This window comes from Thalassotalea sp. 273M-4 (assembly GCF_041410465.1).
GTDB classification, from domain to species: domain Bacteria; phylum Pseudomonadota; class Gammaproteobacteria; order Enterobacterales; family Alteromonadaceae; genus Thalassotalea_A; species Thalassotalea_A aquiviva.
This window is the reverse complement of record NZ_CP166961.1, coordinates 1,725,112-1,738,023: the sequence shown is the minus strand read 5'-3', so window position 1 is coordinate 1,738,023 and position 12,912 is coordinate 1,725,112. Positions and strand designations below refer to the sequence as shown.

The 12,912-nt window shown below is 40.7% G+C and carries 14 protein-coding genes; 9 read left to right on the top strand and 5 right to left on the bottom strand.

All coding sequences use genetic code 11. The features are described 5' to 3' along the window. Positions 1-38: 38 nt before the first annotated feature. Positions 39-620, top strand: a complete 582-nt coding sequence (locus ACAY00_RS07895) for a DUF4136 domain-containing protein (RefSeq protein WP_371372255.1) — start codon at positions 39-41, stop codon at positions 618-620. A gap of 104 nt (positions 621-724) precedes the next feature. Here ACAY00_RS07895 and infA read toward each other — a convergent pair whose 3' ends face one another. From infA to ald, 5 genes are all read right to left on the bottom strand, one after another. Continuing rightward, positions 725-943, bottom strand: coding sequence for a translation initiation factor IF-1 (gene infA / locus ACAY00_RS07890; RefSeq protein WP_011043571.1), 219 nt, complete (start codon positions 941-943; stop codon positions 725-727). A 156-nt stretch (positions 944-1,099) separates the two neighbouring features. After that, the gene (locus tag ACAY00_RS07885; protein ID WP_371372252.1) at positions 1,100-1,807 is read right to left on the bottom strand and encodes an arginyltransferase; all 708 of its coding nucleotides are present in this window, start codon (positions 1,805-1,807) and stop codon (positions 1,100-1,102) included. Next, entirely contained in the window at positions 1,800-2,516 is a 717-nt protein-coding gene (gene aat / locus ACAY00_RS07880) for a leucyl/phenylalanyl-tRNA--protein transferase (RefSeq protein WP_371372250.1), read from the bottom strand. Before aat ends, ACAY00_RS07885 begins: the two co-directional genes overlap by 8 nt. Before the next feature lie 18 nt (positions 2,517-2,534). Continuing rightward, positions 2,535-3,485, bottom strand: a complete 951-nt coding sequence (gene trxB / locus ACAY00_RS07875; RefSeq protein WP_371372248.1) for a thioredoxin-disulfide reductase — start codon at positions 3,483-3,485, stop codon at positions 2,535-2,537. Positions 3,486-3,611: 126 nt separating this feature from the next. Further along, a complete protein-coding gene (gene ald / locus ACAY00_RS07870; protein WP_371372246.1) occupies positions 3,612-4,727 on the bottom strand; it encodes an alanine dehydrogenase in 1,116 nt (371 codons plus the stop codon). Positions 4,728-4,867: 140 nt separating this feature from the next. Here ald and lrp point away from each other — a divergent pair, with 140 nt between their 5' ends. The 8 genes from lrp to ACAY00_RS07830 all read left to right on the top strand — a co-directional run bounded on the left by lrp (position 4,868) and on the right by ACAY00_RS07830 (position 12,831). Beyond that, entirely contained in the window at positions 4,868-5,338 is a 471-nt protein-coding gene (lrp, locus tag ACAY00_RS07865) for a leucine-responsive transcriptional regulator Lrp (protein ID WP_371372244.1), read from the top strand. A 76-nt stretch (positions 5,339-5,414) separates the two neighbouring features. After that, positions 5,415-8,009: a DNA translocase FtsK 4TM domain-containing protein gene (locus ACAY00_RS07860; RefSeq protein ID WP_371372242.1), complete on the top strand. Its 2,595-nt coding sequence runs from the start codon at positions 5,415-5,417 to the stop codon at positions 8,007-8,009. 18 nt (positions 8,010-8,027) lie between these two features. Continuing rightward, positions 8,028-8,693 carry an outer membrane lipoprotein chaperone LolA gene (lolA, locus tag ACAY00_RS07855; protein ID WP_371372240.1) on the top strand — a complete coding sequence of 222 codons (666 nt, stop codon included), beginning with the start codon at positions 8,028-8,030 and terminating at the stop codon, positions 8,691-8,693. After that, positions 8,680-10,062, top strand: a complete 1,383-nt coding sequence (locus ACAY00_RS07850) for a replication-associated recombination protein A (protein WP_371372238.1) — start codon at positions 8,680-8,682, stop codon at positions 10,060-10,062. The genes lolA and ACAY00_RS07850 overlap by 14 nt, the downstream gene beginning before the upstream one ends. Beyond that, positions 10,058-10,438, top strand: a complete 381-nt coding sequence (gene crcB / locus ACAY00_RS07845; protein ID WP_371379622.1) for a fluoride efflux transporter CrcB — start codon at positions 10,058-10,060, stop codon at positions 10,436-10,438. Before ACAY00_RS07850 ends, crcB begins: the two co-directional genes overlap by 5 nt. 17 nt (positions 10,439-10,455) lie before the next feature. Further along, the gene (serS, locus tag ACAY00_RS07840) at positions 10,456-11,733 is read left to right on the top strand and encodes a serine--tRNA ligase (RefSeq protein WP_371372236.1); all 1,278 of its coding nucleotides are present in this window, start codon (positions 10,456-10,458) and stop codon (positions 11,731-11,733) included. 233 nt (positions 11,734-11,966) lie between these two features. Further along, positions 11,967-12,503: a DUF924 family protein gene (locus ACAY00_RS07835; protein WP_371372234.1), complete on the top strand. Its 537-nt coding sequence runs from the start codon at positions 11,967-11,969 to the stop codon at positions 12,501-12,503. Between the two features lie 34 nt (positions 12,504-12,537). Next, the gene (locus tag ACAY00_RS07830) at positions 12,538-12,831 is read left to right on the top strand and encodes a DUF1330 domain-containing protein (RefSeq protein WP_371372232.1); all 294 of its coding nucleotides are present in this window, start codon (positions 12,538-12,540) and stop codon (positions 12,829-12,831) included. Positions 12,832-12,912 lie beyond the last annotated feature (81 nt).

Genomic DNA, 12,912 nt, shown 5'->3' with positions numbered 1-12,912 from the left:
ATCGTAATTTATCTTAAAACATATTTATGAGAAGTAATATGCTAAACAATATATTAAAGACCGTCGCTTTATTCGTATTCGTCACTGGTTGTTCAACAACCTATAACCCTGAGGTGGATTTTAATCCAGAGTATAATTTTAATGCGGTTCAAAGCTATCATATTTTGGCCACATCAAAAACTGATCCGACAACAGACAATTTAAACAAACACGTTAGCGACTTGGATCATCAACGGCTAGTAAAAGCCATAGACCATGCTCTCGAACGCAAGTCTATGGTTGGTGTCGATAAAAAAGAAGAAGCAGATGTTTGGGTTAAGTATTTAATTACTAGTAAAGATAAAACACAGGTTCGTACTTATAATACTGGTTTTTATAACTGCTGGCATTGTCGTGGCACGTTTGGTTTTCACACCACAGATATTGATGTTCGCAATTATGTCGAAGGGACCGTGATCATTGACTTTATCGATCCAAAGTCTAATCGTTCAATTTGGCGTGCAGTGGAGTCAAAACCGGTTAAAAAGAATATCTCGGTTAATGAAAAACAAGCCAAAATTCAATTGATGGTAGATGCCATGTTGGCATCATTTAAATCACCAACACCATACGTGCAATAGTATTTATCTGGTATTAGTTGGGCACCAGTATCAACTTAAAAAGTCATAAAAAAACCTCGCATTTAGCGAGGTTTTTTTTCAGCATATGCTGAAAGCAGTCATTATTATCTGGCGCGGAAAATAATGCGACCTTTTGATAAGTCATAAGGTGTTAATTCAACAGTGACTTTATCACCTGTTAAAATACGGATGTAGTTTTTACGCATTTTGCCGGAGATGTGTGCTGTTACAACGTGCCCATTTTCTAATTCAACACGGAACATAGTATTAGGTAATGTATCTAATACTGTACCTTGCATTTCAATATTTTCTTCTTTCGCCATTGGGCGTTAAACCTCTAATAAAGACTAATTTAAAATTCTGCGCAGATAATGCCGAAATCCAAGCGATTTGTAAAGGAAATTATCAACTCTAAACCCAAAAGTGGAAAGTTTTTTATCAACATACACTCTGTCGCGTCTAAAAATTGCTTTGTTGGGTTATTTATGAAATTCGACCCATTGCTCGTTTTGTAAGCGCTGATGTGGGTAAAATGCTTTTTTGTAGTTCATTTTCGCACAGTCATCAATTTGATAGCCTAAATAAACAAATTCTTTGCCCAGTTGTTCGGCTAATTCTAATTGCATTAAAATAGCAAATTTTCCTAAGGATAACCTATGATAGTCTGGGTCGTAGAAAGTATATAAGGCGGACAATGCATCGGGTAAATGATCGCAAACAGCCACCGCAATCAGTTTACTTTGATCATAAATTTCGATAAAAAACTGGCTTAACTTAGTACTGAAAAGAAAACCTTGATATTGCTCTTTCGTCGCTGGATACATACTGCCATCTTGATGAATGGTATTAATGTATTTTTCATACAAGGGGTAATAGGCGGTTCCAGATATGGTTGCTACCTTAATGGTTAGGTGACGATTACTATTTAACAAACGCTTTTGACTTCGACTAGGCTTAAAGCGTTTAACTGGAACGCGCAACGATTCACAGGCTTTACAGGCTATGCAGTGAGGGCGATAAACTTGATCGCCGCTGCGCCGAAAACCGGCCATAAGTAGCCGTTGATAATTTTCGTTATTTAAATCACTTTCATTGGTGACCACAATCAATCTTTCTTGTTGATTGGGCAAATAATTGCAATCAAAGTTTTTGGTTAAACCAAATTGAAAATATTTATTTTCAGCCATAGTTTAGTTGTAACTCTTTTGGACACCAAAAGTCATCATCTATCGCCTGCTGCACGAGTTTGTTTAAGTGTTTTAAATAGTCTGCGCGCGAAATTTCAATGGCGCCCATCGATTGTAAAAAAGGATTTTGCAACTGACAATCAATTAATTCGATGTTTATGGTTTGTAAATGTTGGCAAAGAGCCAATAACGCGATTTTAGACGCATTAGGTTTTCGATAAAACATCGACTCACCACTAAAAGCACCGTTTATAGCAACGCCATATAAACCACCGACTAAGTGACCTTGCTCCCACACTTCGATGGAATGCGCAATCCCTAACTTATGCAACTCTAGATACGCGTTTAACATTTCAGGCAATATCCAGGTATCATCGTTCCGAAATGGCGCATCAGAGCAATTATTAATGACCTGTTCAAATGCTTGATTAATGGTAATGTGATATGGCGATTTTTTAACAAACTTTTTTAGGGTTTTGTTTACCCTTATTTGTTGGCAATAGATTATTGCTCTAGGATCTGGGCTCCACCATAAAATGGGATCGTGATCGCTGTACCAAGGGAAAATACCCTGGCGGTAAGCGCGAATTAAACGGGCAGAAGACAAATCGCCCCCTATGGCAAGTAAGCCATTGGGTTCTTGCAGGGCATGTTCGGGATGTGGAAAAGCCAGATCCTTGTCGTTTAATGAATAAAGGATCTGACTCATAACATGCTCAATAAAGGTTTATTGTGCGTCTAGGTAACGCTCAGCATCTAAGGCGGCCATACAACCTGAGCCAGCAGATGTGATCGCTTGACGATAAATATGGTCAGCAACATCGCCAGCGGCAAAAATACCTTCTTTGCTGGTTTGTGTTGCATTACCATGAGTACCGCTTTGAATGGTTAAGTAACCATCTTTCATATCAAGTTGGCCGGCAAAAATATCGGTATTAGGTTTATGCCCAATGGCAATGAAACAACCCGCAACATCAATTTCTTCGGTCGCATCTGACTTAGTGTCTTTTAATCGTAAACCAGTCACGCCCATGTCGTCACCAAGGACTTCGTCTAATGTGCGGTCAAGGTGTAAAATGATATTGCCATTTTCTACCTTGTCCATCAGACGTTTGGTTAAGATTTTTTCACTTCTAAAAGTATCACGACGGTGGATAAGGTGAACTTCAGAAGCAATATTCGCTAAGTATAAAGCTTCCTCAACAGCGGTATTACCACCACCAACAACAGCCACTTTCTGATTACGATAAAAGAAACCATCACAGGTTGCACAGGCAGAAATACCTTTACCCATAAACGCAGTTTCTGATTCTAAACCAAGATATTGAGCCGACGCCCCAGTACAAATGATTAACGCATCGCAGGTGTAACTACCGGCACTGCCTTTTAATTTGTATGGCTTTTGCGAGAAGTCTACTTCGTCAATGTGATCAAAGATAATTTCAGTATCAAACTTTTCAGCATGCTTTTGCATACGTTCCATAAGAGCAGGACCGGTTAAGTCATCTGCATCACCTGGCCAGTTTTCGACGTCGGTGGTTGTGGTTAATTGACCACCTTGTTGCATACCTGTGATCATCACAGGTTTTAAGTTTGCTCGAGCAGCATAAACCGCAGCAGTATAACCGGCAGGGCCAGAGCCTAAAATCAAAAGAGGGCAATGTCTTGCATCACTCATGTACAACTCCAAGAGAATAAAAAATGTTAATGCTTAGTTGATTGGGATTCTAAGCAAATAATACAAGGGTAACAATAAAAAAAAAGCGCAGTAACAATACTGCGCTTTTAAATTTAAAGATCAATTTTATGAAAGTGCAACTTTTGGTTCAACAAATTCAAAGCCTAAGCTTTGTGCAACGCTTTCACAAGTTACTTTACCGTCAATAACGTTTAAGCCGTTTAAGAAGTGCTCATCTGTTAATAAAGCTTCTTTGTAACCTTTGTTTGCCAATTTAATGATGTATGGCAAGGTTGCGTTGTTAAGCGCAAAAGTAGAAGTACGAGGTACCGCGCCTGGCATATTAGCAACACAGTAGTGGACAACGTCATCGACAATGTAAGTAGGCTCTGCGTGTGTTGTCGCTTTCGACGTTTCAATACAACCACCTTGGTCAATCGCAACATCCACAATTGCTGAGCCAGGTTTCATGTTCTTGATGTGTTCTGCTGTAACCAATTTAGGGGCAGCTGCACCTGGAATTAATACACCACCAATAACCAGATCAGCTTCTAACACGTGTTTTTCTAATGCATCAGCGGTTGAGTAAATAGCTTTTACTTTGTTACCAAACTGGGCATCAAGACGACGTAAAACATTGATGTTTCTGTCTAAGACAACAACTTCAGCGCCCATACCAACAGCCATTTGAGCAGCATTGTTACCAACCATGCCACCACCAATAACAACAACTTTAGCCGGTTCAACACCTGGAACACCGCCTAAAAGCATGCCGCGACCTAGGTTTGATTTTTCTAATGCCTGAGCACCTGCTTGAATTGACATTCGACCAGCAACTTCTGACATTGGCGCAAGCAGAGGTAATCCACCGTTTACATCGGTTACGGTTTCGTAGGCGATACATACGGCTTTAGACTTAATTAAATCTTCGGTTTGTGCAAGATCAGGAGCTAAGTGTAGGTAAGTGAATAAGATTTGACCTTCGCGTAACATTGCTCGTTCAACAGCTTGTGGTTCTTTAACCTTAACAATCATCTCTGCACGGGCGAATACTTCGGCTGCAGTGTCTAAAATTTCAGCGCCGGCATTAATGTAATCTTCGTCAGTAAAACCAATGCCAATACCAGCGTTATGCTCTACAAAAACAGAATGACCATGTGCAATAAGTTCACGTACGCTTGCTGGCACCATGCCAACGCGGTATTCGTGATTTTTTATTTCTTTTGGTACACCAATAATCATAATTTTTCTCTCTGAAAGTACGTGTGTAAAATTATCGGCAAGTATATCTCCTATTTGAAAGGATATAGTGTTGTATTTTGGGGTTAAATAGATAAAAATATCGGTTAATTTAGAATTTTTAGAATAATATTTGGTAGTGCGTGAATAATTATCAACTGGATAGAATCGACCGCAACATTCTGTTTGAATTACAGCAAAATGGACGGTTGTCTAATGTCGAACTTTCTAAGCGGGTCGGTTTAAGCCCAACGCCTTGTTTAGAAAGGGTAAGACGCCTAGAAAAAAACAACATCATTTGTGGTTATAGTGCAAATTTAAACCCTCAGTACTTAGGGGCTTCATTACTGGTGTTTGTCGAAATAACGTTAAGCCGAACATCACCAGATGTATTTGAAGAATTCTCTAAAGCCGTTCAAAAAGTGGATGTGATCCAAGAGTGCCATTTGGTATCGGGTAAATTCGACTTCTTATTAAAGACCCGGGTATCGGATATGCAAGCCTATCGTAATCTTTTAGGCGATACCTTACTGACATTGCCCTTTGTCAGTGAATCGCGCACTTATGTGGTGATGGAAGAGGTGAAAGCAGGTAATAAATTACCCATAAAGTAACCAAGCATAAAAATGGTCGGATACAACTATGTTATCCTACCCTAAATTCTGCTAATTTAAGAAAGATACAATAAAAATGAATACGCGGAACAATACTTTGTCTGATTCAGAATCTACAAAACTTACCGGAACTCAGCGTTTACTTGAGACTGGGTTAATATTTACCAGTATTTTTTCCATCTATTTGGTGGTTTGTTTACTGAGCTTCGATCAAGCCGATCCTGGATGGTCGCAAACGGCGTATCATGCCGACATTAAAAATGCAGGGGGTGTCTGGGGCGCTTACATGTCCGACATTCTGTTTTTTACGTTTGGTAAAATAGCCTTTACCTTCCCATTTGTACTGGCGCTTCTTGGTTGGGTGTTGTTTCAACGTGTCCATCTTTTATTCCAAATAGATTTCTTTACCCTCGGTCTTAAATTATTAGGGGGACTGTTTTTCTATATTGGTATCACCGCTATTTTCAGTATGAACTTTAGCGATATATACGGGTTTTCTGCTGGTGGGGTGGTAGGGGACTACGTATACATTAGCTTATTGCCGTTTTTAAATTACATTGGCTCAAGCCTTCTATTTTTAGTGCTAACTTGCTCAGGATTTGTTCTTGTCACTGGTTGGTCAGTGTTTATGATCATTGACTACATTGGAGAAAAGGCCATTGCAGTAGCTTTTGCTTTATACCATCTAGGTCTGAGCCTTAAAGACAAGTTTGCATCAGCCCCTGAAAAAGTGGGTACTGTTACGGCAAAAGATCCAACCCTTGCGAACTCCACAGATAGCGAGCAACAAGTCGACTCGCCTTTGGTTACCTCAGCTGGTAAAGAAAATGAGTTAATTACAGAGACTGAACTTGAGATAGAAGACAGTGCTCAAAGCCTATTTTCAGCTGACAGTATGGATTCTGCCAACATGGATACTATCGAAGCAAACACCTTTAATGAGGTGATAGATGAGGATTCGAGTATAGTGCAGGCGCCATCATTGGATGATGATTTTGTCGATATAGACGATTTAATGGATGAATCTGCGGTATTTAACATCGATGAAGAGTTTTCCGAGGGCGAATTAGACGCTGCCTTTTCAAATGTCGAAAAGCTTGATGTACCAGATGATAAGCCTGTTGCAAGCCAAAGTCAGGGGGCAGCTACTAAGGGTGACACGCCATTTGACAAATACAAGGGCATGCCAACAATTGAGTTACTGGATAAACCACATCGAACTAAAAACCCAATTAGCCCAGATGAGTTAGAACAGGTGTCGCGCTTGGTCGAGGCCAAATTGATGGATTATGGGGTACAAGCCGAAGTTGTTGCTGTGTTACCAGGACCTGTTATTACCCGTTTTGAACTTGATTTAGCCCCAGGGGTTAAAGTCAGCAAAATTACTAATTTATCAAAAGATTTAGCACGTGCTTTATCGGCTGCCAGTGTTCGTGTTGTGGAAGTTATTCCGGGTAAATCGGTTATTGGTCTTGAAATTCCAAATAAATACCGTGAAATGGTGCACTTAAGTGAAGTTATAGAGTGCGACGATTTTGTTAATTCTAAATCGTCACTGGCCATGGTTGTCGGTAAAGACATCGCTGGCGATCCCATTGTGGCCGATTTGGCTAAAATGCCACACCTGCTGGTTGCCGGCACCACGGGCTCTGGTAAATCGGTGGTGGTAAATGTCATGATCATCTCGATGTTGTATAAATCAACTCCTGAAGATGTGCGCTTTATCATGATTGATCCAAAAATGTTGGAACTTTCTATTTATGAGGGTATCCCACATTTATTATCTGAAGTTGTTACCGACATGAAAGATGCGGCTAATGCCCTTCGTTGGTGTGTTGGTGAAATGGAAAGACGTTATAAACTGATGTCAGCCCTAGGGGTTCGAAACCTAAAAGGCTATAACCAAAAAATTAAGCAAGCGATAGAATCCGGTGAGCCTATTACCTGTCCATTATGGAAACCGGGTGACAATATGCTGGACTCAGCCCCAGAACTTGAGAAACTGCCAAGTATTGTGGTGGTGGTTGATGAATTTGCCGACATGATCATGATTGTCGGTAAAAAGGTTGAAGAGCTTATCGCGCGCATTGCACAAAAAGCACGTGCTGCCGGTATTCACCTAATTTTAGCAACTCAGCGCCCATCAGTGGATGTGATCACCGGCCTGATCAAAGCGAATATTCCAACTCGAATGGCGTTAACGGTGTCTTCGCGTGTGGATTCGAGAACCATTTTAGATCAGCAAGGTGCGGAACAATTACTGGGCCATGGTGACATGCTTTACTTACCTCAAGGGACTAGTATTCCGCTAAGGGCACAAGGGGCCTTTGTAGACGACCATGAAGTTCATGCCGTGGTAAATGATTGGAAATCACGCGGCAAACCAAGTTACATTGAGGAAATTTTGTCTGGCGAAACCACCGAAGATAATTTACTACCGGGTGAAGTTTCAGAGTCAGAAGAGCAAGAACTTGATGTGTTATACGATGAGGCATTAGCCCATGTTACCGAAAGTCGCCGAGCGTCCATTTCTGGGGTACAACGTAAGTTTCGAATTGGCTATAACCGAGCAGCCAGATTGATTGAACAAATGGAAGCCTCAGGTGTTGTAAGTCCTCCGGGGCACAATGGTAATCGTGAAGTTTTAGCGCCACCGCCAGTAAAAAATTAATTCGATAGAGAACCTTAGATGTATTTTAAAAAATTATTACCCGTATCCATTATCGCGACTTGTTCTTTTTTTAGTTATGCCGAAGTCGCAACACCTGAGCGAGAGACTCAAGCTGTGGTCATCACTAACGCTGAGCATTTAAAACAGCAGTTAAGACAAAAACTTGATAAAAACAAAGGCTTTAGCTCGATGTTTAAGCAACTTGTTTTGGACAACGATGGCAATGTCTTGCAACAAAGCCAAGGTAAACTTGTGGTAAAACGACCTAATTTAATCTATTGGGAAACCCAGCAACCGGATGAAACTCTTGTTATTAGTGATGGTCATACACTTTGGTTTTATAACCCATTTGTTGAGCAAGTATCAGCGTTTAGTATAAGCAATGCGGTTACCAATACCCCGATTTTATTATTAAGTGATACTTCAAAGAAAACCTGGCAAGATTATCAAGTATCGTTAATTAAAGACAATGAATATGAAATTTTGTCGTTAAACGATGAAGCCCAAGTTAAATCGTTAAAGTTAGTTTTTGCAAACGACACTATTACCGCCTTTACGATTGTTGATGCGACGGGGCAAACGAGTCAGTTTGATTTATCGAACGTGGTGACCTCACCATTACCAAACGACAATGTCTTTACCTTTGAATTGCCTGCAGGCGTGGACTTTGATGACCAACGATAACGGCTCATTTTCTTTTGGTTTTGATGATCAAAACGATGCTCAAAACGAGGGGCAAAACCAGCAATTTGCCCCCTTAGCAGCGCGTATGCGCCCCAAAACAATTGAACAATATATAGGCCAACAACATTTATTGGCGATAGGGAAGCCACTTCGGATAGCGATAGAGCAAGGTCATTGTCACTCTCTTATATTTTGGGGACCGCCGGGTACGGGCAAAACCACATTAGCAGAGATTATTGCCCATTATGCTAATGCAGAAATTGAACGTATTTCTGCGGTTACTTCCGGGGTGAAAGAGATCCGCTCGGCGATTGAAAAAGCTAAAATGAATGCGCAAGCGAAAAACCGCCGCACTATTTTGTTTGTTGATGAGGTGCACAGATTTAACAAGTCACAACAAGATGCTTTTTTGCCGTTCATTGAAGATGGCACCATCACTTTTATTGGTGCGACCACGGAAAATCCAGCCTTTGAACTAAATCAAGCCTTGTTGTCTCGAGCGCGCGTATACTTACTTAAAAGACTGAGCGTTAGCGAGCTTGAAACCGTTTTAAAACAAGCATTAACAGATCCAGAACGCGGGTTTGGTAAGTACAGCGTTCAGCTCGAAGACAAAGCGCAAGAGTCGCTCATAGCATTAGCTAATGGTGATGCCAGACGGTTATTAAATTTACTGGAAAATTGCATTGACTTAGCTGAGAATCGCCAAGATACAATTCATATTTCTTTGGCCACAGTAAATTTAGTTGCCGGCGAAAAACAGGCTTTATATGATAAAGGCGGTGATCACTTTTACGATTTGATCAGTGCTTTTCATAAATCCGTTCGCGGCTCTAACCCCAATGCGGCTTTATATTGGTACAGTCGTATTTTAGAAGGCGGTGGCGATCCGTTATATGTCTGTCGTCGTTTGCTAGCGATTGCCAGTGAAGATGTCGGAAATGCCGATCCTAGAGCCATGCAATTAGGGGTTAATGCGTGGGATATTTACCATCGAGTTGGACCAAGTGAAGGTGAAAGAGCCATAGCACAAGCCGCGGTTTATATGGCATTAGCTCCCAAGTCTAATGCCGTTTATACCGCCTTTAAAGCGGCTCGCGCACTCGCTAAAGATACTGGCCATATGGAGGTGCCTATTCATCTTCGAAATGCAACCTCACAGTTAACAAAAAACATGGGCCATGGCCGAGAATATCGTTATGCTCATGACGAACCAGGCGCTTTTTCCCCCGGTCAAACTTATTTTCCTGAACAACTAGGAGAATTAGACTTATATCATCCGACCGATCGCGGTCTAGAGCGCAAGCTACAAGAAAAAATTGATTATCTCAATAGCTTAAATCAGCAAACAGGAATAGAATTTGATTAATAATGGCCTTATTTACCTATATATTGCCGCTGGAGGAGCTACTGGCGCCTGTTTACGGTTTTATATTGGTCAATTAGTCTTAAATTGGTTCGGAAAGGGATTCCCTTTTGCCACCTTGATCGTTAATATAACGGGTTCTTTGATCATGGGGGCTTTATACGGACTCATTGAATCCGGTGTGTTAGAGATTGTGCCATATCGCACTTTAATTGGTGTTGGCTTTTTGGGCGCATTAACCACCTTTTCAACGTTTTCATTAGATACCTTGTTGTTAATACAACAGGGAGATATTTTAAAAGCCATGTTAAACGTTTTACTAAATGTGGTGCTATGTTTATTAGCAGCGGGTTTAGGAATGTTTTTGTGTAGTAAATAAATAACAAGTGACAAATCATGCTTGATCCAAAATTGCTAAGAGCAGACTTACAAAACACTGCAGACTTATTAGCCCGACGCGGCTTTACTCTTGATACGCAAGCACTTACGGCTTTAGAAGAAGAACGTAAAGAATTGCAAGTTCGCACCCAAGAGTTACAAAACCAACGTAATACTCGCTCTAAATCTATCGGCCAAGCTAAGGCACGTGGTGAAGATATTCAACCATTATTAGCCGAAGTAGGTGAGCTAGGTAGCCAGCTTGATGCGGCTAAAGAAGAGCTAAATGTGATTTTAGCTAAGATTGATGAAATCGCATCTAAAATTCCAAACCTCCCAGATCAATCGGTTCCTGATGGAAAAGATGAAAACGATAACGTAGAAATACGTCGTTGGGGTACTCCTCGTGAATTTGATTTTGACGTAAAAGATCACGTCGACATTGCCACAGCCCTTGATAAAGGTCTTGATTTTGAAGCCGGTGCTAAATTGTCAGGTACTCGTTTTGTTGTGATGCGTGGGCAAATGGCTCGTTTACATCGTGCCATTGGACAATTCATGCTAGACCTGCACACCGAACAACACGGTTATAACGAAGCGAATGTACCATTATTGGTCAATCACGACTCATTGTACGGCACGGGTCAGTTGCCAAAATTTGGTGAAGATTTATTTCACACCGATTTGAGTAACAAGAAATTCTCATTGATCCCAACCGCAGAAGTACCACTTACCAATTTAGTGCGTGATGAAATTGTCGATGAAGCCGAGTTACCAATTAAGTTAACGGCGTTATCGAGCTGTTTTCGTAGTGAGGCAGGCTCGTCTGGTCGTGATATTCGAGGCTTAATTCGTCAGCATCAGTTTGATAAAGTGGAATTGGTGCAATTGGTTAAACCTGAAACCTCATTTGATGCGTTAGAAGAGTTGACCTTGCATGCCGAGAAAGTGCTGCAATTATTAGAACTACCGTACAGAACAGTGAGTCTGTGTACTGGCGATATGGGCTTTAGTGCAACCAAAACCTTCGATATTGAAGTATGGCTTCCTGCGCAAGGCACTTATCGTGAGATTTCTTCTTGTTCAAACATGGGGGATTTCCAAGCACGACGTATGCAAGCGCGTTTTCGTAACGAAAACAATAAGCCAGAATTGCTGCACACCCTAAATGGTTCTGGTTTAGCGGTTGGTCGTACCTTAGTGGCCATTTTAGAAAACTATCAACAAGCAGATGGTAGCGTTAAGGTGCCAACGGTGCTTCAACCATATATGGGTGGATTAACCCAATTAGGTTAATGGCTAAAGCTTTACGAGCATAAAGTTATAACTTAGGGATATTCCTGATATTGAAAAGGATCTGCTCATCAGATCCTTTTTTTATTGCTTATTTTACCACGCCTTACACTGTCCGAATTACCTTTGCTCCCCTTGTTTTAATGGCTAAAAACGGTTTTCATCTTTTCATTTAATTACCGCAGAAAGTGATCTAGGCTTAGGTTGTTAAATCTAAATTGAATACGGAGTGGGTAATGTATAAAGAAATTATTGCGTTTTGGTTTGAGGAACTTGAACCAAAGCAATGGTGGCAAAAAGATGATCAATTAGATCAACTCATTCAATCTCGATTTGCGCAACTGCACACTCAAGCCAAAGCCGGTGAACTTTACACTTGGCGTGAAAATGCTGTGGGCAGCTTAGCTGAAGTGATTATTCTTGATCAGTTTTCCCGGAATATCTATCGCAATAAACCTGAATCGTTTGCCAGTGATCCAATGGCTTTAGCGCTTGCTCAGGTTGCTATAGCGAAAAATTTTGACGCGAAATTATCAGCTGTACAGCGCAGTTTTTTGTATATGCCTTTCATGCACAGCGAGTCTGAAAAAATTCATCAACAAGCGGTCACATTATTTCAATCATTAGGCAATGAAAGCAGTTTGGAGTTCGAATTAAAACACAAAGTCATCATTGATAGGTTTGGTCGTTACCCACACAGAAATCAGATCCTCGCACGTAAATCATCAGCGCAAGAATTAGCATTTCTTGAGCAACCAAATTCAGCTTTTTAATCGCAATTAAACGAGATGATGGAATAGAAAAGAGATGAAAAAGGCATACAACATTGTGCAAATTGTTCGAATTTATGATCAAGAAAAGTTTAATCACTATGTTGATGGTCATATTCCCACGCTTGAAAAGTTTGGCGGTAAATTCTTAGTTAAAGGATGTCAGGGTGAAATTTTAGAGGGTGATTGGGAAAGTAACCTTATGGTCGTGCATGAATTTCCCAGTATCGCACAATTTAAAAAGTGGTATCAGTCAACAGAATATCGTCCTTGGAAAGAGATGCGTCAGTTAGCAGCAAAGGTTAATGTGATTTTGACCGAGGGCGAATAGAACCTTTCCTTTAACCTCACTTATGTTATTGTTGTTTTAAATAGAAAAAGTTGGAAATTTTTTGCTGACAGCATCGTTCTC

Bases quoted from the DNA above. Each gene is read 5' to 3' on its own strand.
- ACAY00_RS07895 (WP_371372255.1), top strand. From the start codon at position 39: ATGCTAAACAATATATTAAAGACCGTCGCTTTATTCGTATTCGTCACT.
- infA (WP_011043571.1), bottom strand. From the start codon at position 943: ATGGCGAAAGAAGAAAATATTGAAATGCAAGGTACAGTATTAGATACA.
- ACAY00_RS07885 (WP_371372252.1), bottom strand. From the start codon at position 1,807: ATGGCTGAAAATAAATATTTTCAATTTGGTTTAACCAAAAACTTTGAT.
- aat (WP_371372250.1), bottom strand. From the start codon at position 2,516: ATGAGTCAGATCCTTTATTCATTAAACGACAAGGATCTGGCTTTTCCA.
- trxB (WP_371372248.1), bottom strand. From the start codon at position 3,485: ATGAGTGATGCAAGACATTGCCCTCTTTTGATTTTAGGCTCTGGCCCT.
- ald (WP_371372246.1), bottom strand. From the start codon at position 4,727: ATGATTATTGGTGTACCAAAAGAAATAAAAAATCACGAATACCGCGTT.
- ACAY00_RS07860 (WP_371372242.1), top strand. From the start codon at position 5,415: ATGAATACGCGGAACAATACTTTGTCTGATTCAGAATCTACAAAACTT.
- lolA (WP_371372240.1), top strand. From the start codon at position 8,028: ATGTATTTTAAAAAATTATTACCCGTATCCATTATCGCGACTTGTTCT.
- ACAY00_RS07850 (WP_371372238.1), top strand. From the start codon at position 8,680: ATGACCAACGATAACGGCTCATTTTCTTTTGGTTTTGATGATCAAAAC.
- serS (WP_371372236.1), top strand. From the start codon at position 10,456: ATGCTTGATCCAAAATTGCTAAGAGCAGACTTACAAAACACTGCAGAC.
- ACAY00_RS07835 (WP_371372234.1), top strand. From the start codon at position 11,967: ATGTATAAAGAAATTATTGCGTTTTGGTTTGAGGAACTTGAACCAAAG.
- ACAY00_RS07830 (WP_371372232.1), top strand. From the start codon at position 12,538: ATGAAAAAGGCATACAACATTGTGCAAATTGTTCGAATTTATGATCAA.